Source organism: Cystobacter fuscus (assembly GCF_002305875.1).
Taxonomy (GTDB): Bacteria; Myxococcota; Myxococcia; order Myxococcales; family Myxococcaceae; genus Cystobacter; species Cystobacter fuscus_A.
On the sequence record NZ_CP022098.1, the window covers coordinates 5,853,581 to 5,880,297 of the forward strand.

At 68.1% G+C, this 26,717-nt stretch carries 24 protein-coding genes; 10 read left to right on the top strand and 14 right to left on the bottom strand.

Annotation, left to right across the window (positions count from 1 at the left end):
* Positions 1-82: 82 nt before the first annotated feature.
* Positions 83-712, top strand: a complete 630-nt coding sequence (locus tag CYFUS_RS23825; protein WP_232537734.1) for a LysE family translocator — start codon at positions 83-85, stop codon at positions 710-712.
* Positions 713-752: 40 nt separating this feature from the next.
* Here the strand turns inward: CYFUS_RS23825 and CYFUS_RS23830 are convergent, their stop codons facing one another.
* The 6 genes from CYFUS_RS23830 to CYFUS_RS23855 all read right to left on the bottom strand — a co-directional run bounded on the left by CYFUS_RS23830 (position 753) and on the right by CYFUS_RS23855 (position 10,293).
* Positions 753-3,938 carry a response regulator gene (locus CYFUS_RS23830; RefSeq protein ID WP_198316726.1) on the bottom strand — a complete coding sequence of 1,062 codons (3,186 nt, stop codon included), beginning with the start codon at positions 3,936-3,938 and terminating at the stop codon, positions 753-755.
* Between the two features lie 248 nt (positions 3,939-4,186).
* Positions 4,187-7,258: an amidohydrolase family protein gene (locus CYFUS_RS23835; RefSeq protein ID WP_157758613.1), complete on the bottom strand. Its 3,072-nt coding sequence runs from the start codon at positions 7,256-7,258 to the stop codon at positions 4,187-4,189.
* A 214-nt stretch (positions 7,259-7,472) separates the two neighbouring features.
* A complete protein-coding gene (locus tag CYFUS_RS23840) occupies positions 7,473-8,114 on the bottom strand; it encodes a ferric reductase-like transmembrane domain-containing protein (RefSeq protein ID WP_095987316.1) in 642 nt (213 codons plus the stop codon).
* A 14-nt stretch (positions 8,115-8,128) separates the two neighbouring features.
* A complete protein-coding gene (locus CYFUS_RS23845) occupies positions 8,129-8,896 on the bottom strand; it encodes a DNA-binding domain-containing protein (RefSeq protein WP_095987317.1) in 768 nt (255 codons plus the stop codon).
* Positions 8,893-9,738, bottom strand: coding sequence for a DUF692 domain-containing protein (locus CYFUS_RS23850; protein ID WP_095987318.1), 846 nt, complete (start codon positions 9,736-9,738; stop codon positions 8,893-8,895). The genes CYFUS_RS23845 and CYFUS_RS23850 overlap by 4 nt, the downstream gene beginning before the upstream one ends.
* 54 nt (positions 9,739-9,792) lie before the next feature.
* On the bottom strand, positions 9,793-10,293 hold the full coding sequence (locus CYFUS_RS23855; RefSeq protein WP_095987319.1) for an EF-hand domain-containing protein: 501 nt from the start codon (positions 10,291-10,293) through the stop codon (positions 9,793-9,795).
* A 364-nt stretch (positions 10,294-10,657) separates the two neighbouring features.
* On the opposite strand from CYFUS_RS23855, the gene CYFUS_RS23860 reads away from it, so the two are divergent.
* The 5 genes from CYFUS_RS23860 (at position 10,658) to CYFUS_RS23880 (ending at position 14,847) form a co-directional block, all read left to right on the top strand.
* Positions 10,658-11,455 carry an alpha/beta fold hydrolase gene (locus CYFUS_RS23860; protein WP_095987320.1) on the top strand — a complete coding sequence of 266 codons (798 nt, stop codon included), beginning with the start codon at positions 10,658-10,660 and terminating at the stop codon, positions 11,453-11,455.
* Between the two features lies 1 nt (position 11,456).
* Positions 11,457-12,149, top strand: coding sequence for a cytochrome c biogenesis CcdA family protein (locus tag CYFUS_RS23865; RefSeq protein WP_095987321.1), 693 nt, complete (start codon positions 11,457-11,459; stop codon positions 12,147-12,149).
* Positions 12,150-12,151: 2 nt separating this feature from the next.
* Positions 12,152-12,691 carry a thioredoxin family protein gene (locus CYFUS_RS23870; protein WP_095987322.1) on the top strand — a complete coding sequence of 180 codons (540 nt, stop codon included), beginning with the start codon at positions 12,152-12,154 and terminating at the stop codon, positions 12,689-12,691.
* Between the two features lie 66 nt (positions 12,692-12,757).
* Positions 12,758-13,498, top strand: a complete 741-nt coding sequence (locus CYFUS_RS23875) for a response regulator (protein WP_095992190.1) — start codon at positions 12,758-12,760, stop codon at positions 13,496-13,498.
* Positions 13,495-14,847, top strand: coding sequence for a sensor histidine kinase (locus CYFUS_RS23880; protein ID WP_095987323.1), 1,353 nt, complete (start codon positions 13,495-13,497; stop codon positions 14,845-14,847). The genes CYFUS_RS23875 and CYFUS_RS23880 overlap by 4 nt, the downstream gene beginning before the upstream one ends.
* Here CYFUS_RS23880 and CYFUS_RS23885 read toward each other — a convergent pair.
* The 4 genes from CYFUS_RS23885 to CYFUS_RS23900 all read right to left on the bottom strand — a co-directional run bounded on the left by CYFUS_RS23885 (position 14,837) and on the right by CYFUS_RS23900 (position 18,076).
* Entirely contained in the window at positions 14,837-15,805 is a 969-nt protein-coding gene (locus tag CYFUS_RS23885) for a quinone oxidoreductase family protein (protein ID WP_095987324.1), read from the bottom strand. The genes CYFUS_RS23880 and CYFUS_RS23885 overlap by 11 nt on opposite strands.
* A 55-nt stretch (positions 15,806-15,860) precedes the next feature.
* The gene (locus tag CYFUS_RS23890) at positions 15,861-16,427 is read right to left on the bottom strand and encodes a TetR/AcrR family transcriptional regulator (RefSeq protein ID WP_095992191.1); all 567 of its coding nucleotides are present in this window, start codon (positions 16,425-16,427) and stop codon (positions 15,861-15,863) included.
* A 67-nt stretch (positions 16,428-16,494) separates the two neighbouring features.
* Positions 16,495-17,529, bottom strand: coding sequence for an alpha/beta fold hydrolase (locus tag CYFUS_RS23895; RefSeq protein WP_095987325.1), 1,035 nt, complete (start codon positions 17,527-17,529; stop codon positions 16,495-16,497).
* Between the two features lie 130 nt (positions 17,530-17,659).
* Positions 17,660-18,076 carry an organic hydroperoxide resistance protein gene (locus tag CYFUS_RS23900; RefSeq protein WP_095987326.1) on the bottom strand — a complete coding sequence of 139 codons (417 nt, stop codon included), beginning with the start codon at positions 18,074-18,076 and terminating at the stop codon, positions 17,660-17,662.
* A gap of 132 nt (positions 18,077-18,208) precedes the next feature.
* On the opposite strand from CYFUS_RS23900, the gene CYFUS_RS23905 reads away from it, so the two are divergent.
* Positions 18,209-18,685: a MarR family winged helix-turn-helix transcriptional regulator gene (locus CYFUS_RS23905; RefSeq protein WP_095987327.1), complete on the top strand. Its 477-nt coding sequence runs from the start codon at positions 18,209-18,211 to the stop codon at positions 18,683-18,685.
* 12 nt (positions 18,686-18,697) lie between these two features.
* On the opposite strand, the gene CYFUS_RS23910 is transcribed toward CYFUS_RS23905, so the two are convergent.
* Positions 18,698-20,065: a sodium-dependent transporter gene (locus CYFUS_RS23910; RefSeq protein ID WP_095987328.1), complete on the bottom strand. Its 1,368-nt coding sequence runs from the start codon at positions 20,063-20,065 to the stop codon at positions 18,698-18,700.
* 123 nt (positions 20,066-20,188) lie between these two features.
* On the opposite strand from CYFUS_RS23910, the gene CYFUS_RS23915 reads away from it, so the two are divergent.
* A complete protein-coding gene (locus tag CYFUS_RS23915; RefSeq protein WP_095987329.1) occupies positions 20,189-20,842 on the top strand; it encodes a carbonic anhydrase in 654 nt (217 codons plus the stop codon).
* Between the two features lie 40 nt (positions 20,843-20,882).
* On the opposite strand, the gene CYFUS_RS23920 is transcribed toward CYFUS_RS23915, so the two are convergent.
* Together CYFUS_RS23920 and CYFUS_RS23925 are read right to left on the bottom strand one after the other, a co-directional pair.
* Positions 20,883-21,305 carry a Kelch repeat-containing protein gene (locus CYFUS_RS23920; RefSeq protein ID WP_095987330.1) on the bottom strand — a complete coding sequence of 141 codons (423 nt, stop codon included), beginning with the start codon at positions 21,303-21,305 and terminating at the stop codon, positions 20,883-20,885.
* On the bottom strand, positions 21,293-21,640 hold the full coding sequence (locus tag CYFUS_RS23925) for an immunoglobulin-like domain-containing protein (protein WP_157758614.1): 348 nt from the start codon (positions 21,638-21,640) through the stop codon (positions 21,293-21,295). Before CYFUS_RS23925 ends, CYFUS_RS23920 begins: the two co-directional genes overlap by 13 nt.
* Before the next feature lie 119 nt (positions 21,641-21,759).
* Here CYFUS_RS23925 and CYFUS_RS23930 point away from each other — a divergent pair, with 119 nt between their 5' ends.
* Entirely contained in the window at positions 21,760-22,551 is a 792-nt protein-coding gene (locus CYFUS_RS23930; protein ID WP_095987332.1) for an enoyl-CoA hydratase/isomerase family protein, read from the top strand.
* A 33-nt stretch (positions 22,552-22,584) separates the two neighbouring features.
* Here the strand turns inward: CYFUS_RS23930 and CYFUS_RS23935 are convergent, their stop codons facing one another.
* Positions 22,585-24,216: a cellulase family glycosylhydrolase gene (locus CYFUS_RS23935; protein WP_095987333.1), complete on the bottom strand. Its 1,632-nt coding sequence runs from the start codon at positions 24,214-24,216 to the stop codon at positions 22,585-22,587.
* Positions 24,217-24,456: 240 nt separating this feature from the next.
* Here CYFUS_RS23935 and CYFUS_RS23940 point away from each other — a divergent pair, with 240 nt between their 5' ends.
* Positions 24,457-26,709 carry an ATP-binding protein gene (locus CYFUS_RS23940; RefSeq protein WP_232537735.1) on the top strand — a complete coding sequence of 751 codons (2,253 nt, stop codon included), beginning with the start codon at positions 24,457-24,459 and terminating at the stop codon, positions 26,707-26,709.
* Positions 26,710-26,717: the final 8 nt, after the last annotated feature.

Consider the following 26,717-nt stretch of genomic DNA (forward strand, 5'->3'; position numbering starts at 1 on the left):
GTGACGTGCGGCCACCGCCATGCTCGGCGTGTGGCTCCGTGAGAGGGGCCGCACGTGCAGCGGAACGTGATACAGACTCGTCATGCTCGACTTGACGACCTCGATGTTCTTCCTGGCCGCGACGCTCGCGCTCAACGTGACGCCCGGCCCCGACATGCTCTACGTGGTGGCTCGTAGCGTGAGCGAGGGCCGCAAGGCGGGCATCGTCTCGGCGCTGGGCATCGCGGCCGGATGCCTCGTGCACACCGTGGCCATCGCCGCGGGGCTCTCGGGCCTGCTCATGGCCGTGCCGCTCGCGTTCGAGGTGGTGAAGCTCACGGGCGCGGCCTACCTGCTCTACCTCGGCGTGCGTGCGCTCCTCAGCCGCGACACCGGGTTGGCCGCGCCCACCGTCGAGCACGCCCGCCTGTGGGCCATCTTCCGCCAGGGCGTCGTCACCAACGTGCTCAACCCCAAGGTGGCCCTGTTCTTCCTCGCCTTCCTCCCTCAATTCGTGGACCCGAAGCGCGGCCCCATGGCGGCGCAACTCGTCCTGCTCGGGTTCCTCTTCAATGCCTCGGGCACGCTGGTGAACACGGTGGTGGCGCTCGTGTCGAGCCGGGCCGGGCAGTGGACGAAGCACCGCGTGGGCTCGTCCTCCCTCTTCAAGCGCGCCACGGGGTTGGTGTTCGTGGGGCTCGGGCTGCGGCTCGCCCTGCTCGAGCGGAAGTAGCCCCCATCGCGGTTCCGTCAGGGTCGAGTCTCGCTCTGGCTCACGTCCTGCGATTCGAATTCTTCGACACCTTGGCCAGGGTCGCCGCCAGGTCCTTGGGCGTGTAGGGCTTCAGCAGCACCACGGCGTTCGACAGGCCCGATTCCGCCAACCCCGCGTCGTCGCCGCTGGCGAAGATCACCTTCAGGTGTGGCCAGCGGGCGACGGCCTCGCGCGCCAGTTCCGTGCCCGAGCGCCCCGGCAGCCCCACGTCGGTCAGGAGTACGTCCGCCTGGCTGGTGGACAGCGCGGTGAGCGCGCTCTCGGCGTCCTGGGCCTCCACCACCACGTGACCCTGGTCCACCAGGTGCTCGGCCGTGTTCGAACGAATGAGTTCATCGTCCTCGACCAGCACGACCGTGAGGCGACGTGGCACGTCCTCCGCCGCCAGGACCGGGGCGGATGCCTCGGTCCGCTGCTGCTTGACCAGCCGATGCTGTGCCTCGTTGCCCAGCACGTGCCGCACCTTTCGGGCCAGGGCCTCGCGCGTGTAGGGCTTGGAGAGCAGCTCCACCCCCGGGTCCAGCCGCCCGTGATGGACGATGGCGTTCTCGGTGTAGCCCGAGGTGAGCAGCACCCCGATGTGTGGGAGGCGCTCCTTGGCCTTGCGGGCGAGTTCCGGGCTCCGCAGCGGGCCGGGCATCACCACGTCCGTGAACAGGAGATCGATCGGGATTCCGCTCTCGACGACGTTCAGGGCACTGGCCGCATCGCGGGCCTTGAGCACCCGGTAGCCGAGTTCGGAGAGCAGGCCGACCGCGGTCTCCCGCACGTCGTCATCGTCCTCGACCACCAGGATGGTCTCGGTCCCGCCGCGCACCGGCGCCTTGCTGATGTCGGTGAGGACGTCCTCGCTCTGGGCGACGCGCGGCAGGTACAGCTTGATGGTCGTGCCCTCGCCGACCTCGCTGTAGAGCTTGATATGGCCGCCGGACTGCTTGACCAGTCCGTGCACCATCGAGAGCCCCAGACCGGTCCCTTTCCCTTCCGGCTTGGTGCTGAAGAAGGGCTCGAACACGCGCTCCAGGATGTCCGGCGGGATCCCGGCGCCGGTGTCGGTGACGGCGAGCATCACGTATTGCCCGGGCTTCACCTCCTCGTGCTGGCTCGCGTACTCGTCGTCCAGCAGGGCGTTGCCCGCCTCGATCGTCAGTCGGCCGCCGTCCTGCATGGCGTCCCGGGCGTTGATCGCCAGGTTGAGGATGGCGTTCTCGATCTGGTTCGGGTCGACCAGGCTGTTCCACAGCCCGCCCGACACCACGGTCTCGATCTCGATGTCCTCGCCCAGCGCCCGCCGCAGCAGATCGTCCATGTTCTTCAGCAGGCGGCCCAGGTTCACCACCTTGGGCTCCAGCGGCTGACGACGGCCGAAGGCCAGGAGCTGCGAGGCCAGCTTCGAGCCTCGCGCCACCCCGGCCAGGGCGTTCTGCACGCGGGTCTCGGCCCGGGCGTTGCCGGCGATGTCCTTGACCAGCAGTTGCAGGTTTCCGCTGATCACCTGCAGGAGGTTGTTGAAGTCGTGGGCGACGCCCCCCGTGAGCTTGCCGAGGGCCTCGATCTTCTGGGCCTGGCGGAGCGCCGCCTCCATCTTCTGCCGCTCGGCCGTCTCCCGCCGCAGGCGCTCGAGTGTGTCCGCCAGCTCGTCCGTGCGCGCCGCGACCCGCTGCTCGAGCGTCTCGTTCAGGTTCTGCAATTGCTCTTCGGCTCGCTTCTGGTGCGTGACGTCGTAGCCATCGACGAAGATGCCGGACACCTTGCCGTCCGGCTCCATGATCGGCTGATAGACGAGGTGGACGAAACGCTCCTCCAGCGCACCGCCGCGCGCGCGCTGGATCATCACCGGCATGTTGCGGCCCACGAAGGCCTCGCCCTGGGTATAGACCCCGTCCAGCAGCTCGAAGAAGCCCTGGCCCTCGATCTCCGGCAGGGCCTCGCGCGCCGGAAGGCCGATCAGGTCTCGGTGGCCGACCAGCTGCAGGTAGGCGTCGTTGACCAGCTCGAACACGTGGTCCGGGCCGGACAGGATGCACATGAAGCTGGGAGCCTGCTGGAACAGCGTGCGGAAGCGATCACGCTCCTGGGTGCGCAGCTCGACCTCGGAGGTCAGCCGCTCATTGGCCTGGCGCAGGACGTCGGCCGCCTTCTGGCGCATCTCCACGGCCTCCGCCAGCGCCGCGGCCCTCTGGTGCGCGGCTTCGTGCGCCTCGGCGTTGGCCAGGCTGGACGACACCTGCCCCGCCAGGAGCTTCAGGAACGGCACATAGCTCTCGTCTACCGGGCGGTAGGGGTTCAGTCCGACGATCATCGCTCCTCGCGGACGCTCCCCGCCCTGGCCGATCAGCGGAACCACCGCGGCGGTGGTCGGCGGCCTGTCCCAGGAGCCCGTCGGCAGGGCCTCACGGCCGCGGAGGTCCACCGTCACGTTGGCCTCGCCGGCCCAGATGGCGCTCAGGTCCCAGAGGTCGCCGCTCGCGCCCAGGATCGCGGGCGCGCAGCCGTGGTCGGGCTCAATCCCGGTCGCGCAGGCCAGCTGCCCCTGACCCTCCTCGTCGAACAGATAGGTCAGGCTGAAGGGCAGATCGTACAGATTGCCGCCGAGCCCCTCCCGGACGGCGTTGATCACCTCGGCCCGGCTCGAGGCGGGAGCGAGCCGGGAGGCCAGTTCGCGGAGCGACGCCAGGCGCCGCTCGCTGATCACCCGGTCCGTCTCTTCCGAGACGGCGCAGAACACCCCTTCCACCTTGCCGCTGTCGCCGAGCAGCGGGCTATAGGAGAAGGTGTGGTAGGTCTCCTCGGGATAGCCGTTGCGGCGCAGGAGCAGCAGCAGCGCCCGGTCCCAGGTCGCCTCTCCCCGCTCGTAGACGGTCTGCAGGCGATCCTTGATGTCGTCCCAGATCTCGGCCCACAGGAGCCGGGTCGGCACCCCGAGCGACTTCGGGTGCTTGACCCCCAGCGTGGGCCGGTAGGCGTCGTTGTAGAAGAAGTTGATGTCGGGGCCCCAGCCCAGCCACATCTCGAACCGCGAGGTGAGCAGCAGCCGAAGGGCCACCTTCAGCGCGTTCGGCCAGTTCTCCGGCGCGCCCAGGGAAGTGGAGGCCCAGTCGTGGGCCCGCATCAGCCTGGCCATCTCGCCATCGCCGACGAAGATGTCGCCGTGGGGTTCCTGCTGCTGCTCCTTCGACGTCAAGGGATGCGATCTCGACATGGAAGGAGTACCACTAGCGGCAGAAACCAGTTCCCACCACCCCGAAATGCAGGTTGAGCAGGGGCATTCCGCCGCTTGGTTGGCTGCTGAAAAAGAGACGGGACCCCTGCCGCTCCCCCCAACATTCGCGGTTCGATCCCACAGCCTTACCCATCTGGTAGTGGGCCGTCTGGGGGTCGAAGGCCTTTTTCAGCACCCGGGCGGGCTCGGGGAACGGAAACGCCGGACGCTCAATGGCCAGCCATGGCTGGCGGATGGCACCACTCCGGCTCCTTCCTGCAGGCCTTGGCGAACGCATCGAGCGCCTTCGCTCGCTGCGTCAATGCCCTGGTCGTGGTGAATCGCGCCCTGATCTCCTCTGGCGTGGTCGCCAGACCGTTCTTGACCACGTACACGATGTTCCCAACATTCGCTACGTTCTCGAGAGGATTGCCGCGGATGGCGATCAGATCGGCGAGCTTGCCGGGCTCGATGCTTCCCAACTCGTTGCCGACGCGCGCGTTGAGCGCACCGTTGATGGTCACGGTCTTCAGCACCTCGAAAGCGCCCAGTGTCGTGGCCTCCTCTCGCATGATGGTGTGCAGTCCGCTGCCCGCGGGCGCCAACGGGAAATCCGTACCCATCGTGACCAGACCTCCGCCGCGGACAACCGGATCGTTCTGCGAGGAGCCCGTGGTGGCAACCATGTTGAACAGTCCGTGGGTGCGAAGCTCGCGGACGTCCTGGTAGCGAGTGGATATCGACCACGAATAGCCCAGCCGCTCAGTCGCGGACAGGTGCGACGTGCCCAGCAGGCCGGTCTGGATTCCCGGAGAGAGGAAGTGCGAAAAGCTCGGCAGACCGAGTTCGTGGGCCGTACGTGCGACGATCTCCATCACTGGAATGGGAGCCCGCACGTAGGCCTTGAGCAGATCGACGTCGAAGGGCTTCATCCTGCTCATCTCGAGCTCGGCGACCTGCTCGTTGCGCACGGCTCTGGCGGACGGGTAGAAAACTCGCGAGCCATCGTAGAGCGGCGGTGCGATGAACGCCCGAGGGCCCACCAGGACTCCAGCATCCAGCGCCTCGCGGACCTCGACGCTCTGATACAGATCTCCGCCCATGGAAAGCGTCGACGTCACCCCCCAGGCGAGCATCTCGGCCCAGGCGAGTCCGTAGGCCTGATTGTTGAAGACGTCGAGAGGATGGACATGTGAATCCCAGAGCCCCGGCATGACGGTCAAACCGGACGCATCGATGTACTTGTTCGCGGTGTCCGCGGATCTCGTTCCGTGCGGCTCGATCGCGATGATGCGATTCTTGTCGATGATGATGTCCTTGTTGTACTGGAGGGTCGCGGTCACGCCGTCCCAGAGACCGCCCGCGTGGATGATGGTGATGCCGGCGGGCGTGGCCTGCTTGTACTGCATGTCGAGAGCGATGTCGTGCGTGGCCCTGCTCGAGAGGTTGAGCGTGCGCAGGTGACCGCTCGCCATGAAGAGGAGCGTATTGGAATCCGGTCCCCACGAGGGCATGTCCGCTGCGTATGTGGTCAACTGAGCGGCGGGACCGCTCGGCGAGCCATCAAGATTGACCGGCATGACATACAGCAACGAATCCATGATGAACGCCATCTTGCGTCCATCGGGCGACCACACGGGGCCTGCTTCATTCCGCTCGGAAATGCTCGCGGGCGTTGGCCCGACCGCGTGAAACACCGCCGTCTTGTTGTTGATGTCGATGATCCTGAGCTTGTTGTATCCCTCCCTGAACCGGTTGTTCACCCGCTCGGCGTCACAGACAGCGAGCAGCCGCTCATCGGATGACCACGAAGGGCGGCTGACACCCGTTCCGAGCGAAGGATTCACGATGACGGTGCTCGTGCGTGCCGCGAGATCATAGACCTCCACCCGGCCCCCCCCGGTCCAATAGGCGAGCTGCCGGCCGCTGGGCGAAAGCGAGGGATACGCCATCGAGATGCCGGTGAGGAGGACAAGCCGGCTGCGCTTGCGAGAGGACAACTCCACCTTGTCGACGGCGAGAACACCGCCACTATCCCTGTCCGTGGAGAAGTAGACGAAGCTGCCGTCGGGCGACCATCCAGGACTGGCTTTGTAGTCCCTCGTGTCGGTCAGCCGGACCGGCTGGCCGTCGCCGTTGATGCTCAGCACCCAGATGTCGTTGAGCGCGACGAAGGCGACCTTCTCCCCGTTCGGAGACAGGATCGGAGCTGAAATGCCCTTCACGGTACGCCAGTCAAGATCGTCGAGGCGATGCTGCGCCTTCGGCGTGAAAACAGGCCGGCGCAGCGCGATCTGGGCGCTGAAGGGAACATCGCTGACACTCTCACCCGTGGTTGTACGGAGCCTGATCTTGCCGTCGCCGGTGTACAAGAAGCGGCCGTCCGGCAGAAAGCGCGCCGGGAACGGAAACAGGTCCTCGCTGGCGGCATTCACGGGGACTCCGTTCACGCTCCAAGAGCCGCCACCCTGCGAGATCACGCCGCTTCCATCGGGTGTCCACGCGGGCGCGCTGCCAGCCCCGCGAGAGGTGCGTGCACCCGTGACGAGGTCCACCAGGACGACGCCACCATTCTCGACGAGCAGCAGCTTCGTGCCATCAGGGCTCAGCGCGGGATGGCTTTCGGCTCCCGCTCCCGTGGTCAGCTGCTGATACTGACCGTCGGCAATGCCGATGCTCCAGATCTTGTATTGCATGTCGCCGCTGCGGTCAGAAGAAAAGATGAGGCGCGAGCCGTCGGCGCTCCAACTCGGCTCGCGATCATCGAACGGGCCAGTCGTGACGCGAGTGGCATTCGAGCCATCGGGAGCGATCGTCCAGATGTGATAATTGCCTTCGGTGTCGTAGTTCTGGAACGCGATGCGCGAGCCGTCAGGCGACCATACCGCGTGCGTGACTTCCATGCTCCAGGTGGAAATTCGCCTTGCCTCTCCTCCGGAGATCGGCACCACGTAGAGCGCGCCCTGCAGCGCCAGCGCGATCCGCGTCGCGTCTGGAGACGGCGCTGCCGCCATGTTGGTACCTTCCGTGAGAGTGAGCGTGAACTCTCTGACGGGATCGAGCAGACCATTGATCCTGCCCGCCGCCGGCGAGCCCGTAAACGATGGCGCGGCCAGCGTCGCTCCCCGATAGACGCCGTTCGAGGGGGCAACGGGGGATGATGCGCCGCCCGGGTCCTGGCCCTTGGCGCCCGTGAGAAGGAAGAATGCCGAAATGGCTAACAGACTTTGAGAAATGGCGAACATGCTTCGATGGGAACGCGGAGGATGCATGAGGATGTCCTGTTCTACTTCGCGCGCCACGGGGCGCACGTCTGAAGCCTAAATAAGATCAGCGCGGTCCGAGCGCCACGATCTTCTTGCCAACATACTGCTGGCGATTGTGATTCACGTCGTCGGCGATGAAGATGGTTGTTGCCGCCGCCGCGGGTGCGGAGCTCGTGGTCATGCGGAGCCTTTCCTGTCTTTGTGGACTCGACGCGGCGGCGGGTGCGGCGCTGGGCATTCCTCCGGCACGTCAAGCGGCGGTCGGAGCCAAGGGAGACCGGGTGCCGCGCCGGAGGGCCTGGGCACGCCTGGCGATCAGCCGCACCACCACCGCGGTGAACAGCAGCGCCGAAGGCACGGCGTACCAGTAGTTCATCGGCACGCGCTTGAAGTACGAATAGGTGAACACCGCCGCGATCACCCACATGCCGGTGACGTGCAGCCGTCGCCAGGCGGTCGAGCCCATGCGCCGGGCAAGGCCGCGATGCGAGGTCACCGCCAGCAGCAGGATGGCCACGTAGCCGATCGTGCCGGGCAGGTTGGTCAAGGTGGAGCGGCCGGGCCAGAACTCGGGATTGAGCTGGCCGAAGGCGTAGATCGCGATCGCGTGCAGCAGGTGCGAGAACGCGAACGACAGGCCGACGATTCGACGCTCGCGCAGCAACGCCTGGGTGAACGGGCCGGGCAGCAGCGAGGCGAACGAGGACGCGGTGAACGCGGCCAGGAACAGAACGAAGGAGGTACGGGCGGTGACGCGGATCACGCGGCGGCTGCCTTCCACTGCGTCGGGGCCGATCAGGTAGGCGGCGCCCGCGGCACCCATCAGCAGCGCGGCCAGCATCAGGAACAATTTCCAGCCGCCGAAGCGGTGGGGCAGGGGGATCGGGTTCATGGCGAGGACTCCATTCATTCGGGGTGGAAGGGGTCGGCGTCGGCGGGAGCACTGGCCGTCACGACGATGCGCGCGGACCACAGCTCGGCGAGCAGCACCTGCCCGTGTGCCAGCATGTCGGCCGCCGCCGTGCCGCTCTCGTGTGCCAGCGCGGAGAGATGTGCCCGCGCGCTGTCGGCTCCGGTGGCGATGGCCTGCAACAGGCGATAGGCGAACGGCGAGAGGAGGTCGGTGCGCAGCACATGGTCCGCGTCGCGCCGCAGCAACAGCAGGGTGGGCGCGGCCGGCGGTGCGTCGGTGTCGGGAGGCAGTGCCGACTCCATATGCACCGGCCAGTGATAGCCGCGCACGTGGGCCAGTGGCGACAGCGCCAGCGGCACGTCCAGAGCCAGCCCGGCCACGGGGACGGGTGCGGCGGTGGCCTCGGCGAACAGCAGCGCATGCCGGCTCCATTCGTAGTCGGCCAGTTCCGCTGCCCACGGCGGTAGCGCCGTGTCGGGCTCGGCCAGCCACGCGGCGAACTCGCCGGCGACCTGCGGGAACAGCGGCGTATCGCAGCGATGCCGGCGGTAGAAGTCCTCGATGGCGCGACGCCACCCGGCCTCGCCCAACAGCATGTACAGGCGCGGGAAGCTGCCGGTGAGCAGCGACTCGACGCCGTTCACGCACAGGGCGCGGTATAGCGCCAGCCGTTCCGGGGCCACGCCCGGTGGCGGCGGTCGCGAGGGATCGCGCACATGCGCCGCCCAGGCCAGTTGCAGCGCGCGCAGCGTGGCGGTCATGGCACGAGCTCCGGCCGTGGCAGGTGCGTGGCCTGTGTGTCGCGGATGCGTGCCACCTCGGCCAGCAGCTCGGCGATCGGCGGGAAATTGAAGTCGCGTTCGAGCAGGGTCGGGCGCACACCGAAGCGTGCGTAGGCATGGTCGAGCAGGGTCCACACCAGGCCCCTCACCGCGGCGCCGTGGGTATCGATCTTGAGGCCGTCGGCCCGGTCGATGTGGCCGGCGACGTGGTACGAGGCCACGCGATCGGGCGGCAGCTGGTCGAGGAATCCGAAGGCGTCGTAGCCGTGGTTGCAGGCGTTGACGAAGACGTTGTTCACGTCCAGCAGCAGGTCGCAGTCGGCCTCGGCCAGCACCGCGTTGATGAATTCGCTCTCGCTCATCGCCGGCGTGGGCACCGCGTAGTAGGAGATGTTCTCCACCGCGATGCGCCGGCCCAGCATGTCCTGCACCTGCGAGATGCGCGCGGCGACATGGCGCACGGCTTCCTCGGTGAACGGCAGCGGCAGCAGGTCGTAGAGCTGGCCGTCGGCCGCGCAATAGCTCAGGTGCTCGCTGTAGAGCGTGACCGCGTGGCGGTCGATGAATTCGCGCGTGCGCACCAGCAGCCGGCGGTCCAGCGGGTCGGTGCCGCCCAGCGACAGCGACAGGCCATGGCAGGTGATCGGAAAGCGCGTGGACAGTTCGTCCAGCACCTTTCCGAAGGAACCGCCCACGCCGATCCAGTTGTCCGGCGCGCATTCCAGGAAATCGACCGCATCTGGCGTCAGGGCGAGCAGATCGGTGAGCATGCCGCGGCGCAGGCCGAGCCCGGCCGAGGCGGTGTGCAGGGTGGGATTCATCTCGTTGCTCCGCCGGGGCGCCGCCGCGCGGAGGCGGCGGCGCGGGGTGTTTGTTCAGTCGACGATGTTGGCGAAGCGGCCCTTCGGCAGGGTCTTGCCGTTCGCCTCGTAGGCCGCGCGCAGGAAGTCGTGCGCCTCCTGCTCGCTGATGTAGCCGTCGTGGTCACTGTCGATGCGGTCGAAGTCGGCCGCGCGCTTGGCGGCCACGGCGAGGAACTCCGCGCGCGAGACCTTGCCGTCGTGGTTGCTGTCGGTGCGGGCGAAGGAGGCATCGCCGCACTTGCCTTCGCCGCACTTGCCTTCGCCACACTTGCCCTCGGCGGCCGGCGCTGCGGTGGTGCCCGTCTTGGCGGTAGTGCCCGTCTTGGCGGTGGTGTGGCTGGCGCCGCATCCGGCTTCGCCACACCCGCCTTCGCCAGCGCTGGCCACGGCCATCGCGCCGAGGGTCAGTGGTTGCATCGCCAGCGCCTGCGTGCTGAGCAGCACGCCGCCGGCGAGGGCGACGCCGATCGCGCCGACGAGGGGTTTGCGATTGCGGGATTCGGAATGGGACATGGTAGGTTTTCCTGCGGGACGTTGCGTTGACATGGACGGCTCCTCGCCATGGCGGCGTTGAATGGGATGGTGGCTATTGAAAGGGCGCGAGGTATCCGCACCGTGTCGGGTAGGCCGGAGTTTTGTCAGCGCTTGTGTCGCGGACGGCGGTCGATACATTTCGATACGAAATGCCCGGCGGTGGGCGACAGGCACGGGGCGAGGTCACGCGACCGCGCACCGGCGTGGCTGGCGCGGGCGTTGTGTGTCGAAACGTAGCGCCGCGCCACGCCGACACCTTGTGTGACAAGAAGCCGTCCGCGCGGAAACAGCGGCGATACAGTCGTGGCTTGCAATGAGCGCTCCTTCCACAGGAGTGCTCTCAATGATTCGCAAGACGATGCTGGCCGCGCTGGTGGCCACCGCCCTGATTCCGGTCGCCGCGTGCTCGGGTCCGGTGCCTACTGATCCGGCCGCGCCCACGGTGATCCTGGTTCATGGTGCCTTCGCCGACGGTTCGAGCTGGAACAAGATCATCCCACGCCTGGAGGCCAGGGGGGTGCCCGCCTTGGCGGTGCAGAACCCGCTGACCTCGCTGCAGGACGACGTGGCCGCCACGCGTCGCGCCATCGCCGCCGCGCCGGGCAAGGTGGTGTTGGTCGGCCATTCCTGGGGCGGCACGGTCATCACCGAGGCCGGCGACGACGACAAGGTGGTCGCGCTGGTGTACGTGTCCGCGTTCGCGCCCGATGCTGGCGAGAACTCGGCCCAGCAGGGCGAGCCTTTCCCGACCGCGCCGGGGCTGACGCGACTGCAGGATCGCGACGGCTTTCTGTGGCTGCCGGCCGAGGCGGTGGCCGAGGATTTCGCGCAGGACCTCGATCCAGCCACCGCGCGCCTGATCTACAGCACCCAGGGCCCGCTGAAGGCCAGCGCGCTGTCCGAGCCGGTCGCGCGGGCGGCGTGGAAGCACAAGCCCAACTGGTACGTGCTCAGCCGCGAGGATCGCATGCTCGCCCCGCAGTTGCAGTCCGCCACCGCGCAGCGCATCGGCGCGCGACTGCATTCGATCCAGGCCAGCCATGTCTCGATGCTGTCCCATCCGGGCGAGGTCGCCGACGTCATCCTCGAGGCCGCTGGGGTGAAGCCGGCCGATCCGTCGCCGGCCAAGGTGGGTGGCTGACATGTGGGCTTTCGTCCTGGCCGCGCTGGCTGGCGTGGCCACCATCCTCTCGCCGTGCGTGCTGCCGATGCTGCCCATCGTGCTGGCGCGCGGGGCCGGCGGCGACCGCCGCGAACCGCTGCTGATCGTCGTCGGCTTCGTCGCCTCCTTCGCTGCCGGCGGCATCGCCATCGGCGCGCTGGCGGCGTCCTCCGGCCAGTTCGAGGCAGGCGTGCGCGTGGCCGCGCTCGTGGTGCTGCTGCTGGCCGGGCTGGCCTGTGTGTGGCCAACGCCGTTCGAACGGTTGCAGCAGCGCTGGCTGGCCGGCTCGCGCCTGTTCGCCTGGCAACCGCGGGCGGCCGGCGCGGGCGGCGCGCTGCTGGTCGGAGTCTCGCTCGGCATCGCCTGGACGCCATGCGCCGGGCCGGTGCTGGCCTCGGTGCTGGCGCTGGCCGCCAGCGCCCAGGCCACCGCGCGCGCCAGCGCCCTGCTCGGCGTGTACGCGCTCGGCGCGGTCACTCCGCTGCTGGCCCTGATCTACGGCGGTCGCTGGGCCAGTGCCCGGCTGCGCCCGCTGCAACGCCACACCGCCTGGGTGCGGCGCGGCTTCGGCGTCTGCGCCGTGGCCATGGCCCTGCTCCAGTTGTGGCAGCTCGATGCCGCGCTCACCGCGCGACTGCTGCCATGGCTGCCCTCCATCTCCACCGGACTGTGAACATGCCTACCTACCTCCGTGCTTTTCTCATCGTCGCCATCGTCACCGTGTTCACCGTGCTGGCCTGGTCCTCCTCCCGCGCGGACGAGGCGCGGCCGGCCACGCTCACCACCGCGCCGGACTTCAGTGGCGGCGGCGAGTGGATCAACAGCCCGCCGCTGAGCATGTCGCGACTGCGCGGCAAGGTCGTGCTGGTCGAGTTCTGGACCTACTCGTGCATCAACTGCCTGCGCGTGGCGCCTCACGTCTCGCAATGGCACGCGCGCTACGCCGACCAGGGCCTGGTCGTGGTCGGTGTGCACACGCCCGAATACGGCTACGAGCGCGTGAACGCCAACGTGCACGAGGCGGTGCAGCGCCTGGGCATCCACTATCCGGTGGTGCAGGACAACGGCTACCGGATCTGGAACGCCTACGGCAACCAGTACTGGCCCGCGCTCTACCTGATCGACAGAGAGGGCAGGGTAGTGTACCGCCATTTCGGCGAGGGCGCCTACGACCGCACCGAGGCGCAGATACAGGCCCTGCTGGCCGCGCGCTGACACTGGCGGGTTAACATGGCGGCGTCCGTGGCGGCGGCCGTCGCCATCCTTCCCACGGACGACACCATGGCCCATACAGACCACATCCTCATCGTCGACGACGACCGCGAGATCCGTCGCATGGTCGGCGAGTACCTGCAGCGCAACGGCTTGCGCACCACGCTCGCCGCCGATGGCCGCGAGATGCGCGCGGCGTTGGACACCAGCGACGTCGACCTGATCGTGCTCGACGTGATGATGCCGGGCGAGGACGGTCTGTCCCTGTGCCGCAACCTGCGCGCCGGCAAGCACCGCAACGTGCCGGTGGTGATGCTCACCGCGCGCGACGAGGAGACCGATCGCATCGTCGGCCTGGAGATGGGTGCGGACGACTACGTGGTCAAGCCGTTCTCCGCGCGCGAGCTGCTGGCGCGCATCAACGCGGTGATCCGGCGCTCGCGCATGATGCCGCCCAACCTGCAGGTCACCGAGGCCGGCCGGCTGATCGGCTTCGGCCAGTGGCGGCTGGACACCACCGCGCGCCACCTGCTCGACGAGGACGGCACCGCCTATCCGCTCAGCGGCGCGGAGTTCCGTCTGCTGCGCGTGTTCCTCGACCACCCGCAGCGCGTGCTCAGCCGCGACCAACTGCTCAACCTCACCCGGGGCCGCGACGCCGAGCTGTTCGACCGCTCCATCGACCTGCTCGTCAGCCGCCTGCGCCAGCGCCTGCGCGACGACGCGCGCGAGCAGGCCTACATCAAGACCGTGCGCAGCGAGGGCTACGTGTTCTGCCAGCCCGTGGTCCTGCTCGGCGAGAACACATGAACGCCACCCCGAGCACCGGCTGGCGACGCCTGCTGCCACGCACTCTCGGCGCGCGCCTGACCCTGATCCTGTTCACCGGCTTGCTGCTCGCGCACGCGCTGTCCTTCGCGCTGCTGTTCTCCGAGCGCTACGTGGCCGCGCGTTCGATGATGCTCACCAACCTGGATCAGGACGTGGCCGTCAGCGTGGCCCTGCTCGAACGCCTGAGCCCGGCCGAGCGCGCGCGATGGGCGCCGCGCCTGGAGCGGCGCACCTACCGCTACCTGCTCGGCCCCGCGCGGCCCGGTGTGCCGCTGACCAGTGACCGCGCGCGCGAGGTCACCGCCCTGATCGACCGCAGCCTGAACCATCGCTACGCCCTGCGGGCGCGCACGGTGTCCACCTCGCCGGAGCGCTTCGAGGTGGAACTCACCCTGGCCGATGGCCAGCCGTTGACCATCGAGGTCACACCCTCGGTGATGCCGATCGCGCGCTGGTTGCCGGTGGTGCTGGCGGCGCAGCTGGCGCTGCTGCTGTTGTGCGCGTGGTTGGCGGTGCGCCTGGCGACGCGGCCGCTGGTGCAACTGGCCGACGCGGTCGAGCGGCTGGACCCGGCCCGCGCGCATCCGCCGCTGCCGCAGGAAGGGCCGGTGGAAGTGGTCAAGGCCGCTACCGCGTTCAATGCGATGCAGGCGCGCATCGGCCACTATCTCGCGGAGCGGTTGCAGATCCTGGCCGCGATCTCGCACGATCTGCAGACTCCGATCACGCGCATGAAGCTGCGCCTGGAAGCGATGGAGGAGGGCGCCGAGCGCGATCGCCTGATTGGCGACCTGGAGCAGTTGCAGCAGTTGGTGCGCGAGGGCATCGCCTACGCGCGCAGCACCCATGGAGCCACCGGCCCGGAGGTGCGGCTGGACCTGCACGCATTGCTCGACAGCGTGGTGTGCGACTACCAGGACACGGGCAAGCCGGTCACGCTGGGCGAATGCGCGCGCGTTTCGTTGAGCACGCGGCCGCCGACATTGCGGCGCGTCGTCGAGAACCTGATCGACAACGCGGTGAAGTACGGCGGCGGCGCCGAGGTCGGCATGCGCCGGCTCGACGACGGGCGCGTGGCCGTGGACGTGTGCGACCGCGGCCCGGGCATTCCCGAACAGGAGATGCAGGCGGTGCTGCAACCGTTCTACCGGCTGGAAAGCTCGCGCAACCGCGATACCGGCGGCACCGGACTGGGGCTGGCCATCGCTCAGCAACTGGCGGCCACGCTGGACGGCGAGCTCGTGCTCGCCAACCGTAGCGGCGGTGGCCTGCGCGCGACGCTGCTGCTGCCGGTGGCACCGGCATCCACGGGGCGCTTCACGGGATGAGCAGGAGCTTGCCGGTCGTGCGGCGGCTTTCCATGTCCACATGGGCCCGCGCGGCTTCGGCCAGCGGATAGACGCCCCCGATCCTGACCTTCAGCGAGCCAGTGGCGATCCAGTCGAACAGGCGCGCGGTGTGGCTGCGCAGCAGCTCGCGGGTCGCGACATGGTCGGAGAAGACCGCGTAGCCGAGCTTGATGCTCTTGGGCAGGCTCATCAAGTCGATGGGACCGGGCCCGCCGAGCACCGGCCCGTACCAGCAGAAGGTCCCGCTGCGGCGCAAGGAGGCCAGGGAGGCCTGGAAGGTCTTCGGACCCGAGCCGTCGTAGACCACGTGCACACCGTCGCCTCCGGAGAGACGCACCGCCTCGTCGGCGAACTGGCCCTCGGCGTCGACGATCACGTGATCGGCGCCCGCCTCGCGTGCGGCGGCGACCTTGTCCTCGTGCGACACGCGGCCGATGACACGGCCACCCCTCAGCTTGATGATCTGGGTGAGGAGCAGGCCAAGGCCGCCGGCGGCGGCGTGGACGAGTGCGACCTCGCCGGGCTGCACCGGGTAGAAGTCGGTGGCGAAGTGGCTCGCGGTCAGACCCTGCATCATCACCGCCGCCGCCGTGCGATCATCGATGGCGTCGGGCAGCGGTACGAGCGCGTCGACCGGGATGGCGACCCGTTCGGCGTAGCTGCCGGGCGCGTAGACCCAGGCGACCCGGCGTCCCACCCACGTGGGATCGACGCCTGCGCCGACCGACAGGACCCGCCCGGCACCCTCGACGCCCAGGACCTTCGGGTCCGGCATGCCGCTCCAGGCGAGCCCCCGCCGCACGCCCGTGTCCATGAAGTTCACTCCCGCCGCGGCGATCTCCACCAGCGCCTCGCCCGGCCCCGCGACCGGCTCGGGACGCTCCACGAACGCCATGACCTCGGGCCCGCCCTGGCGGGTCATCACGACAGCTTTCATTGTTCTCTCCTTTGTTTGAACGTTCATTCCAGAACTGCGCAAAAAAAAGAAAAGCTCACCGCAGGGCGCGCAGCGCGAGCCGGCCCAGGCCGCGCAGATGGGCGGCGTTGGCGCCGCCCCGGGCGGCGATGCGGATGGCGGCGAAGCTCGAGATGAGGAAACCCGCCGCCTCTTCGGGCTTCAGCTCGACGCCGACGTCGCCATCGGCCTGGGCCGCGCGCACGCGTTCGAGGATCGCGCCGTGCAGCGCCCGCTGGGCGGCGTCGTGGATCTTCGCCAGATCGGCCCGCGCGCGGCCGAACTCACAGATGGACCCGACCCCGAGGCAGGCCTGCCCGGCGTCCTCGACCAGGCGCTCCACCATGGCCCGAAGGCCTTCGATGGCCCGCGGCCGACTGCGCAGGGCCGCGGTATGGGCTTCGCCTTCCAGGGCTGAATAGCGCCGTACGGCGGCGCAATAGATGCCCCATTTGTCGCCGAAGGTGTCGTAGAGGCTCTGTCGGCCGATCCCCATGGCCTTGACCAGCATGTCGGCCGAGGTCCCCTCGAAGCCATGCTCGCGGAACACGCCGATCGCGGCGTCCAGCGCCTCCTCCGTGTCGAACGCCTTGGGTCTGGCCATGGTCGTTGGATACATGATTTTGGAACGGATGGTCAAGAAAAGGCGGCGGGCTGCCGCCTTCTTCCGGTCAGGGCAGCCCGGTCACATCGAGCACCGCCTGGGCGAAGGCATCGGGCGCTTCCTGCGGCAGGTTGTGGCCGATCCCGCCGGTGATCAGGCGATGGGCGTAGGGCCCGGAAAACCTCGCCCTGTAGGCCGTCGGCTGTGCGTGGGGCGCGCCGTTGGCGTCGCCTTCCATCGTGATCGTCGGCACGCCGATCACGGGGAACTGCGCGAGCCGGCTCTCGATGGCGTCGTAGCGCGCCTCACCGGCCGCCGTGCCCAGGCGCCAGCGATAGTTGTGGACGACGAGCGCCACATGGTCGGGATTGTCGAAGGCCTGGGCCGAGCGGGCGAAGGTCGCCTCGCTGAATTGCCATTGTGGCGAGGCGGTCCGCCAGATGAGCCGGGTGAAGTCACGCAGGTTGCGCTCGTAGCCGAGGCGGCCACGCTCGGTGGCGAAGTAGAACTGGTACCACCAGGAAAGCTCCGCCTCCGGCGCTAGGGGCTCCTGGTTGGCCTGCGGGCTGCCGATCAGGTAGCCGCTCACCGAGACCAGCGCCGTGCAGCGCTCTGGCCAGAGCGCCGCGACGATGTCGGCGGTGCGCGCGCCCCAGTCGAAGCCGGCGATCACCGCCTTGGCGAGACCCAGTGCGTCCATGAGGTTGATCACGTCGACGGCGAGGGCCGCCTGCTGCCCGTTGCGAACGGTGTCCCCGGCGAGGAAGCGTGTCGTCCCGTAGCCGCGGAGGTAGGGCACGATGACCCGGCGCCCGGCGGCCGTCAGCCGCGGGACGACGTCCACGAAGCTGTGGATGTCGTAGGGCCATCCGTGCAGCAGGATCACCGGCGGGCCGTCGGACGGGCCGAAATCGGCGTAGCCGATGGAGAGGTCGCCGGCGTCGATCTGACGGAGCGGCGCCCAGGGAGTGGGCGAGGCGGACGGGGTGGGCTCGGCGAGCGCCGTGCACGCGAGCTGGTTCAGCGCGCTGACGGCGAAGGCCCCCGCGATGAGCAGTCGGCGCCGGCCTGGATTGGCGAGGTCGTCGGGCTTCAAGGTCATGGACGGTCTCCTGGCGTGCTGGTCTTGGTCGAGCATGGGTTGCTCTGGAAGTCTCTGGTTGGTTGGAGTCGAGCTCGCCAGCGGGCGCGCTGGCGAGCCCGACGAGGCTTTGACGCCGCGCCGCGAGGGCTCAGGCGAGGTCGAGCGTCACGGCGATGTTGCCGCGCGTGGCCTTGGAGTAGGGGCAGGTCTGGTGCGCCGCCTCGATGAGCGAGCGGGCGAGGTTGGCTTCCAGGCCCGGCAGGCTCACCTTCAGGCGCGCCTGCAGGAAGAAGGCGCCCGCCGTCGTGCCGAGATCCACCTCGGCGTCGACCGCGACACCGGCGGGAAGGGTCACGTTCAGGCCGCGCGCGGCATAGCTCATCGCCCCGATGAAGCAGGCCGACCAGCCGGCGGCGAACAGTTGCTCGGGGTTGGTGCCCGCGCCGGGAGACCCGGGCGGCGACAGCTTGACGTCGAGCCGGCCGTCCGAGCTGCGCGTGGCGCCGTCGCGGCCGCCGGTCGTGTGGGTCTTGCCAGTGTAGAGAACGTTTTCGATGGGGGACATGGACTGCTCCTATTGGTCGGAACCGATTTAATCGGTTCCGAGTTGATAACCCGAGCATGTGGCGTTCGTCAACCTTCCGATTCAATCGGGTCCGAACTATATGTAGGAGGTCTCCATCGCACGAAGGCCGACATGACCAAACCCCAGAACCCGAAGGTCCCCAAGCTGGCGGACTTCATGTGCTTTGCGATCTACTCGGCCAACCTGGCGTACGGGCGGGCCTACAAGCCCATCCTCGACGAGCTGGGGGTGACCTATACCCAATGGATCATCATCGTCGCCCTGTGGGAGGAGGACGATCAAACGGTCGGCGACCTGGGTGCCAGGCTCTTCTTGGAATCCAACACGCTCACGCCGATCCTCAAGAAGCTCGAGACCCTCGGCTACCTGCGGCGCCGACGTGATCCGTCCGACGAGCGCCAGGTGATCGTCAGCCTGACCGATGCGGGTCGCCAGTTGCGCGAGAAGGGTCTGCAGAAGACCCTGGTCAAGGCGGCCGGCCTCGAGCCGGAAGAATTCGCCAAGGTGCAGCGCGCCGTCGCCAGGATTCGCGACAACCTCATCCGCCACGTCGACGGACAACAGGGCGGAGGTGAGGCTCCGGAATAGAACCCCTTACGCTCAGGTGCCGCCGAGGAGTCCCAGGCTGTGCAGCAGGATGAGCAGGATGAGGACGGGGGTGACGTAGCGGACGAGGACGTGGACCCCACTGTCGTACCAGGCAGGCTCGCCGTGACCCTTGCTCATCTCGTCGCGGAGGACGGCGCGCGGGACGAGCCAGCCACCCACCACCGTGACGGCCAGACCACCCAGCGGCAGCAGGACATTGGAGGACACGAAGTCGAAGAGGGAGAAGAGGTCCCGGCCCAGCACGCGCAGGTGCGAGAGTGCCGGCCCCTGCGACAGGGTGGCGGGGATGCCCAGCACCGCCATGATCAGCGCGGTGAGGAGCGCGGCCGTGGGGCGGCGCAGCCGGGCGGAGCGGATGAGCCACGCCACGGGGACCTCCATCAGGCTGACCATGGCGCCCAGGGTGGCCACCGCCGCGAGCACGAAGAAGAGGGCGGTGAAGAGCTCGCCGCCGGGCATCTGCGCGAAGACGCGCGGGATGGTGACGAAGAGCAGGCCCGGGCCGCCCGCCGGTGTGTCACCCAGGGCGAAGACGGCTGGGAAGATGGCCAGGCCCGCCAGCAGCGACACCAGCGTGTCGGCCAGCGCCACGCGCGTCGCATTGGGCACCAGGCGCGTGTCGTCCGGCAGGTACGAGCCGTACGTCGTCATGGTGCCCATGCCCAGCGACAGCTTGAAGAAGGCGAGCCCCAGGGCGGACAGCAGCACCGTGCTCGAGAGCTTCGAGAGGTCGGGCGTGAAGAGGTAGGCCACGCCGGCCGACGCACCCGGCAGCGTGAGCGCGCGCACGTCGCAGGCCAGCAGCAGCAGCAGCAACAGCGGCATGAGTGTCTTGGTCACCTTCTCGATGCCGCCCGACACCCCCGCGGCCACCACGCCCACGGTGATGGTCAGCACGGCGAGCTGCCACAGCACGGGCTCCCACGTGCCGCCCACCAGCGCCTGGAACGTGGCGGGCGTGAGGGGCGCGCCCGAGACGAAGGCACCCAGCGACTTGAAGACGTAGGCCAGCACCCACCCGGCCACGTCCGTGTAGAAGGCCATGATGAGGATCGACGCGGCAAGTCCCGCCCAGCCGACGGCGGCCCAGAAGCGCTGGCGCGGCACGATGCGCGCGTAGGCTTGCACCGCGTCCACGCGCAGGTGCCGGCCGATGGCGTGCTCCACCACCATCACCGGCAGTGCGGCGAGTGCCACCGCCAACAGGTAGGTGAGCACGAAGGCCGCTCCGCCGTTGGAGCCGGTGAGGTAGGGGAACTTCCAGATGTTGCCGAGGCCGACGGCGGAGCCGAGCGTCGCGGCGAAGGCTCCGAGGGTGGAGCCAAAGGCATCCCGCTTCGTGGGGGTAGGTTCGGGCATGAGCGTGGGACCCGGGCACGGTGCTTCCCCGGGGTGCGGGAGCCTCTACCATGGCCCGGCGCCCGTCACACGCCCGTGAATCTCCCTGGACGGCGCCCCTCCCAGGAGGAGAGGCTCGTGGACATGACCATCGCAGGCATTCCTCCCGCTCCCCTGTCCGCCACTCAAGCGCTCCAGCGTCTGCGCGAGGGCAACCACCGCTTCGTCCAGAACGTGCGCAGCCTGGACACGGCCATCGGCAAGTCGGCGCGGGCCTCGGTGGCGGCGGGGCAGAATCCGTTCGCCGTCATCCTCTCGTGCTCGGACTCCCGGGTGCCCTCGGAGATCGTCTTCGAGCAGGGGCTGGGGGATCTCTTCGTCATCCGCGTGGCGGGCAACGTGGTGGCGCCCTCGCTGGTGGGGAGCGTGGAGTTCGCGGCGGCCACCTTCGGGACTCGCCTGGTGGTGGTGATGGGCCACTCGCGCTGTGGCGCCATCAAGGCCACGCTGGACTTCATCCAGCACCGCGTGGACGCGCCGTCGGAGAACATCCACGACATCGTGGACCGGTGCCGGCCCGCGGTGGAGAGCGTGGTGCACGCCGCCGGTCCGGACGTGCAGCCCGAGCGCCTGGTGCACGAGGCCGTGCGCGCCAACGTGCGGCAGTCCTGCGCCCACCTGCGCCACGGCAGTCGGCTGCTCGAGCGGCTCATCCAGGAGGAGGGGCTGCTGGTGGTGGGCGCGGACTACTCGCTGGACACCGGCGAGGTCGACTTCTTCGACGGTCTCCAGGGCTGACATCGCGCGGGTCCCGGAGAGGGACCCGCGCCGTGAATGCTCACGGCTGGTAATAGATTTCCGCCGTGGTCGCGCTCTGGTCCGCGTTGCTGAATCCACCCACGAGCAGCACACTGTCCGCGTCGAGCCGCGTGGCCGTATGCTTGTACCGGTCCACGTTCATCGAGGCCGAGAATCCCTTCCAGCCCGAGCCCGGCTCATAGACTTCGGCCGAGGACTGGATGCCCGTCTGGGGATTGTACCCGCCGGTCACCAGCACCTTGCCCCTCAGCAGGGTGGCCGTATGGCTCTGGCGCGGAGCATCCATCGAGCCGGCCGGCGACCACGTGGACGTGGCGGGATCGAACAGCTCGGAGGTGGCGCCGAGTGACGAGTCCGCGGTCTGGCCGCCCACGACCAGCACCTTGTCCGAGGGCAGCAGGGTGGCCGAGTGGGCGGAGCGGCCCGTGCTCAGGTGTCCCACGGGGTGGGGAGCACCTTCTCCGTACGCGTCCGAGGGACGGCCGAATTCCCAGAGGGATCTGTCACCGCATAGGTGAGCGTATAGGTGCCCGGAACCTGGGTGTTGACGGTGCCGGTGGCAGTGATGTTGGCGGAGCCCCCGGGGGCATACATGCAGAGGTCGTGGGCCATGGCTCCCGGATCGACGAACTCCGAGCCGGCGTCGAGGGTGATTTCCTCCGGACCCACCAGCTCGATCCACGGGGCCACGGTGTCGGTCACCGTCCACCGCGTCGAGCAGGTGGATTCGTTGCCGGCCCCGTCCTGGACATGGCTGGTGGTGTAGATGGTCCCCAACGACGTGTATTGCCAGTCGATGGAGTTTACCCAGCCGATATTGCAGTTGTCTGTATAAGTGTCTCCATCCTCCGCGACTCAGCTCGGTCTACGACCTTCTCGTTATAGAGTGCACCTCCATGTCCACTTCATCCACCGCGGTCCTGCTCGAGGTGGAGGGTGTCGTCGCCACCCTCACGCTGAATGACGCCGCCCGCCGCAACGCGATGACGCCCGAGCTCGGGGAGGCCCTGCGTGACCGGGTGGCCGAGCTGCGGCAGCGCCCCGACGTGAGGGCGGTCGTCCTCGCCGGGGCCGGCGGTGCGTTCTCCGCGGGGGGAGACCTCCAGATGCTCGAGCGGCTGCGCCGGGTGTCCTCGGAGGAGGCCCGCACCTTCATGCTCGACTTCTATGCGCGCTACCTCTCCGTGCTGGAGCTGCCGGTGCCCACGGTGGCCGCGGTGGAGGGGGCGGCGATTGGCGCCGGGCTGTGCGTGGCGCTCGCGTGCGACCTGTGCGTCGTCGCCGAGGACGCGAAGCTCGCGCTCAACTTCGTCCAGTTGGGCCTGCACCCGGGCATGGGGGCGACGTACTTCGTGCCCTGGCGGGCGGGCGCGCAGCGGGGCGCGGAGCTGCTCCTCACGGGCCGCCGCTTCGATGGGCGTGAGGCGGTGCGGCTCGGACTGGCGCTCGAGGCGACGCCAGGGTCCGAGGTGCTCGCGCGCGCCCGCGAGCTCGCGGCCCGGGTGGCGGCGAATGCCCCGCTGGCCACCCGCGCGCTCAAGCGCGGGCTGGCGCCGGACCGGGCCGCCCTCCAGCGGGCCCTGGAGGAGGAGGCGCGCTTCCAGGCGGAGAGCTACGGGAGCGAGGATCTGGGCGAGGGGCTCGCGGCCGCGGCGGCCCGCAGGGCCCCCGTCTTCCAGGGGCGCTGAGAGTCGCCGAGGGCGCACGACCTCACGCTCCTCCTACCACGTATACAAGCCCGCCCACGGATACTCCCCACCCGACACGGCGAAGTAGTAGTAACCGTCGGACGAGCGCGTCAAAGGCATCTGGCTACAGGTTCGCGCCTGCCCACCGACGGTGACCGTCCGGCCGTCGAAGTTGTGGCAACCCCAACCGTTGATGGTGGCATTGGTCCGATAGCACACGGCGCCGGCCGTGTTGAAGTTGCCCGTGCTGCCCGAGAACGTGATGGGGTTGGAACACGTCGTGCTGCCTCCGCTCGTGTTGAACGTCGCGGTCACCGAACGCGCGGCCGTCATCGACACCGTGCAGGTTCCCGTGCCACTGCACGCACCACTCCAGCCAGCGAACGTCGAGCCGCTCGCCGCGGCGGCGGTGAGGGTCACGGAGGTTCCGCTCGAATAGCTCGCGCCGCACGTGCTTCCACAATCAATCCCCGACGGCGACGACGTCACCGTGCCGCTGCCCGCACCCGACTTCGTGACCGTGAGCGTGAAATTGTTCGGGTTGCCAATACCCGCGCCTCGCCGTATGGCATCCAGGGCGCCTTGATCGACGACGGCTCCGTTGCTCCGGTTGAGCAGGGCGAAGCCGTTGGTCTGACTGGGGTTGACGCCGTTGTCCCAGTAGAAGGTCTTGATGCCGTTGGCAGCCGCGGTGCGATTGACGTACTCGAGGTAGTACTGTCGCGATTCCAGGTTGAGGTTCGGCCGCGTCGCCACGCCGTACTCGCCGATGATCACCGGGACTCCCTGGGCGATCCACTTCGTCTTCACGCGCGCGAACAGATCGTCATGGTAGGCCTCCTGCGCCCAGGAGCATGCGCTCTGCGACGGATAGGGGGCGCCCCAGGAAGAGCAGGTGTTGTTTGTGTTCAGCGTGTAGTCGTAGGGATCGTAGTGATGGACTTCGACGATCAGCCGGTTCGCGATCGTGTCCGACGGCAGCGAGAAGTAATCGAGGCCGTGCCAGCTGTTCGTGTTGTAGGTCTGCACCACGAGCGTCCGTGATGCGTTGTTCCCGCCCGTCGCGCGCACGGCGTCGACGAAGGTCTGGAGATACGACTGCTGCACGGTGATGTGCTCGGTCGTCGGCGTGCCGTAGTCGGCATGTACCTCGTTGGTGCCGGCGAACAGCAGGCGCTCGTTGTAGGCCTTGAACGTGTTGGCGATCTGCGTCCAGTAGGCGCGCTGCTTCTTGTTGACGGCCTGCTGATGCGAATACAACGGGTGTTCCTCGAGCCAGCCACCATCCCAGTGGATGTTGAGAATCACATACATCCCCTGGCCGTAGGCGTAGTCCACCACCTCCTTCACGCGAGCCATCCATGCCGGATCGATCGTGAGCGTGCTCTGATCGGCGTGGCAATCCCAGGCAGCGGGAATGCGCACGGCGTTGAACCCAGCGGCCTTGACGCTGTTGATGAACTGCTGGGTGACGGTCGGGTTGCCCCACGCGGTTTCACCGCAGATGGCCTCGAGCGTATTCCCGAGGTTCCAGCCGATGGTGATCTGGCCGGCCACTTGCGACGCCGGCGGAAGTGTCTGGGCGAATGCAGCCACCGGTAGGACAAGCATGGCCACACAGATGCGTAGAACACGCTTGAGCCAAAGAGACGAGTACAGACCCATGAAGAACTCCCTTTCTTGAATCAGGTGATTTGATGATTCTATTCATATCTGAAACATGTTTTCAATGAACAGCATGAAAGGACGGTATTCTGCCCAAACAGGGCATCCGGGCGAGGCGCTGGGGGGACGAGGTCGACTTCTTCGACGGTCTCCAGCACCGAGCCTTCCGCCCCGGGGCGCGGCACATACTCCCGGTGCGCTTGTCCACACCCCCATCCCATGAGGGATGCTGGTGGACTCATGCCGTATCCATCCAACGCCCGTTCTACCCTCGCGCGCCGAACCCTCCTGCAGATGGCGGGGCGCATCGGGGTGGTCATCGCCTTGACCACCCTCGTCAGCTATCTCCACATCCTGCGCACCATGCGCGACGAGAGCCTGGAGCATCTGGCTCGGCACGTCGAAGAGCGCGGCCAACGGGAGCAGGCCATCTTCGTCCTGGTGGAGGAAGTCCACGCCATCCTCAAGCAGGCCCTCGAAGAACGGCTCCAGGCCGGAAGCCAGGAGGATCCCACCTCCCGCTTCAACAGCATGCTCGAGCTCCGGTCCGATGGGACGATTCGCACTCGGCCCCAAGGCTTCGATGGAACGCGGGTGCCGGGCGTCTGGATCGCCCCGGGGGTGAAGGTCGATACCGCGTTCCAGCGCCGGCTCCTGGCCTCGTATGACGTGATCGCCCAATACGGGCCCGCCTACCGCACCCGCTACGCCAACACGTACGTCTTCCTGACAGAGAGCGTGAACGTGCTCTACTGGCCAGAGGTCCCCAACTGGACCCAGGACGCCAGCCCCGACTACCCGCTGCTCTCCTTCGAGTACGCCCTCATCGCCCGGCCCCAGGAGAATCCCCTGCGGCGCATGGCCTGGACCCGCAGCTACAAGGATGACGTCTCCGGAAAATGGCTGATCTCCGCCGTCACCCCGCTGGACCAGGACGGCAAGCATGTCGCGACGCTCGGCAACGACGTGATCGTCGATGATCTGCTGTCGCGCACCCTCATCGATCACCTGCCCGGCGCGTACAACCTCATCTTCCGCGATGATGGCCAGCTCGTCGCCCATCCCGACATCAAGCTGGACAGCACGACGGGCGGCTACGACATCCTGGCCCCCAAACAGCCGGAGGGCTCTCTGCCGGGACTCGCCACCGCGGAGCAGCAGGCCCATCTGCGGAGCATCTTCGACGCGGTGAAGCGCCTCGAGCCCGGGCAGACCGTGGTGGATCTGCCCGAGTACGGCGAGTACATCGCCGTGGCGCGGCTGCAGGGCCCGGGCTGGAACTTCGTCACGGTGCTGCCCGAGAGCGTGGTGACCTCGAAGGCCATCGAGGCCGCGCGCTATGTGCTGGTGTTCGGCCTCGTGTCGCTGCTCGTGGAGCTGCTCATCATGTTCTGGGTGCTCAGGGATCAGCTCTCCCGCCCGTTGCGGACCTTCACCCGGGCCACGACCCAGGTGGCGGCCGGCGACTTCGGGGTCTCCCTGGAGACCTCGCGCGAGGACGAGCTGGGACAGTTGGCCCGGTCCTTCGAGCTGATGGCCCGGGAGGTGCAGCAACGCGAGGAGGCCCTGCGGCAGGCCAACGAGGGTCTGGAGCAACGTGTCGAGGAGCGCACCCAGGAGCTGAAGGATGTCCACCAGCAGCTCATGCGGGCGGCACGGCAGGCGGGCATGGCGGAGATCGCCACCAACGTGCTGCACAACGTGGGCAATGTCCTCAACAGCGTCTACACCGCGGCCCAGCTCGCCCGGGAGCGCATGGGCGGGATGAAGCTCGAGCAGGTGGGCCGGGTGTCCCACATGCTCCAGGAGCACCAGGGCGAGCTGACGACCTTCGTCACCCAGGACGAGCGTGGGCGGCATCTCCTTCCCTTCCTGGACAAGCTGGGACAGAACCTGTTGGACGAGCGGGGGAACATGCTCGAGCTGCTCGGTGACATCGGCCGGTACACCGAGCACATCGGCGACATCGTCAAGGTGCAACAGAACCATGCCCGGATGCCGCGGCTCCAGGAGCCGGTCAGCCTGGCGGAGCTGGTGGAGGACGCACTGCGCATCAACGCGGCCGGTCTCTCCCGCCATCAGGTGAAGGTGGAGCGGCAATTGGCCCCGCTGCCCTCTGTGCTCACCGACAAGCACAAGGTCCTGATGATCCTCGTCAACCTGTTCAGCAACGCCAAATACGCCATGGATGTGGTGCCGACGGAGGAACGGCGGTTGGTCGTGAAGCTGGAGCTCGCCGCCGCCGACCTCGTCCGTATCGAGGTGCGAGACACGGGGATGGGAATCGCACCGGATCATCTCACGCGCATCTTCCAGTACGGATTCACTACGCGTCAGAATGGCCATGGCTTTGGCCTGCACTCCAGCGCGCTGGCGGCCCAGGAGATGGGTGGCTCGCTGACGGTCCATAGCGAGGGAGCGGGGCAGGGGGCCACCTTCGTGCTGGAGCTGCCCCTGAACCCCTCCGGGTTGGCTCAGCCTCGCGACCATTGAAGTCTTGG

Coding starts and splice junctions, on each gene's coding strand:
- CYFUS_RS23825 (WP_232537734.1), top strand. CDS start 83: ATGCTCGACTTGACGACCTCGATGTTCTTCCTGGCCGCGACGCTCGCG.
- CYFUS_RS23840 (WP_095987316.1), bottom strand. CDS start 8,114: ATGAACCCGATCCCCCTGCCCCACCGCTTCGGCGGCTGGAAATTGTTC.
- CYFUS_RS23845 (WP_095987317.1), bottom strand. CDS start 8,896: ATGACCGCCACGCTGCGCGCGCTGCAACTGGCCTGGGCGGCGCATGTG.
- CYFUS_RS23850 (WP_095987318.1), bottom strand. CDS start 9,738: ATGAATCCCACCCTGCACACCGCCTCGGCCGGGCTCGGCCTGCGCCGC.
- CYFUS_RS23855 (WP_095987319.1), bottom strand. CDS start 10,293: ATGTCCCATTCCGAATCCCGCAATCGCAAACCCCTCGTCGGCGCGATC.
- CYFUS_RS23860 (WP_095987320.1), top strand. CDS start 10,658: ATGATTCGCAAGACGATGCTGGCCGCGCTGGTGGCCACCGCCCTGATT.
- CYFUS_RS23865 (WP_095987321.1), top strand. CDS start 11,457: ATGTGGGCTTTCGTCCTGGCCGCGCTGGCTGGCGTGGCCACCATCCTC.
- CYFUS_RS23870 (WP_095987322.1), top strand. CDS start 12,152: ATGCCTACCTACCTCCGTGCTTTTCTCATCGTCGCCATCGTCACCGTG.
- CYFUS_RS23875 (WP_095992190.1), top strand. CDS start 12,758: ATGGCCCATACAGACCACATCCTCATCGTCGACGACGACCGCGAGATC.
- CYFUS_RS23880 (WP_095987323.1), top strand. CDS start 13,495: ATGAACGCCACCCCGAGCACCGGCTGGCGACGCCTGCTGCCACGCACT.
- CYFUS_RS23885 (WP_095987324.1), bottom strand. CDS start 15,805: ATGAAAGCTGTCGTGATGACCCGCCAGGGCGGGCCCGAGGTCATGGCG.
- CYFUS_RS23890 (WP_095992191.1), bottom strand. CDS start 16,427: ATGGCCAGACCCAAGGCGTTCGACACGGAGGAGGCGCTGGACGCCGCG.
- CYFUS_RS23895 (WP_095987325.1), bottom strand. CDS start 17,529: ATGACCTTGAAGCCCGACGACCTCGCCAATCCAGGCCGGCGCCGACTG.
- CYFUS_RS23900 (WP_095987326.1), bottom strand. CDS start 18,076: ATGTCCCCCATCGAAAACGTTCTCTACACTGGCAAGACCCACACGACC.
- CYFUS_RS23905 (WP_095987327.1), top strand. CDS start 18,209: ATGACCAAACCCCAGAACCCGAAGGTCCCCAAGCTGGCGGACTTCATG.
- CYFUS_RS23910 (WP_095987328.1), bottom strand. CDS start 20,065: ATGCCCGAACCTACCCCCACGAAGCGGGATGCCTTTGGCTCCACCCTC.
- CYFUS_RS23915 (WP_095987329.1), top strand. CDS start 20,189: ATGACCATCGCAGGCATTCCTCCCGCTCCCCTGTCCGCCACTCAAGCG.
- CYFUS_RS23930 (WP_095987332.1), top strand. CDS start 21,760: ATGTCCACTTCATCCACCGCGGTCCTGCTCGAGGTGGAGGGTGTCGTC.
- CYFUS_RS23935 (WP_095987333.1), bottom strand. CDS start 24,216: ATGGGTCTGTACTCGTCTCTTTGGCTCAAGCGTGTTCTACGCATCTGT.
- CYFUS_RS23940 (WP_232537735.1), top strand. CDS start 24,457: ATGCCGTATCCATCCAACGCCCGTTCTACCCTCGCGCGCCGAACCCTC.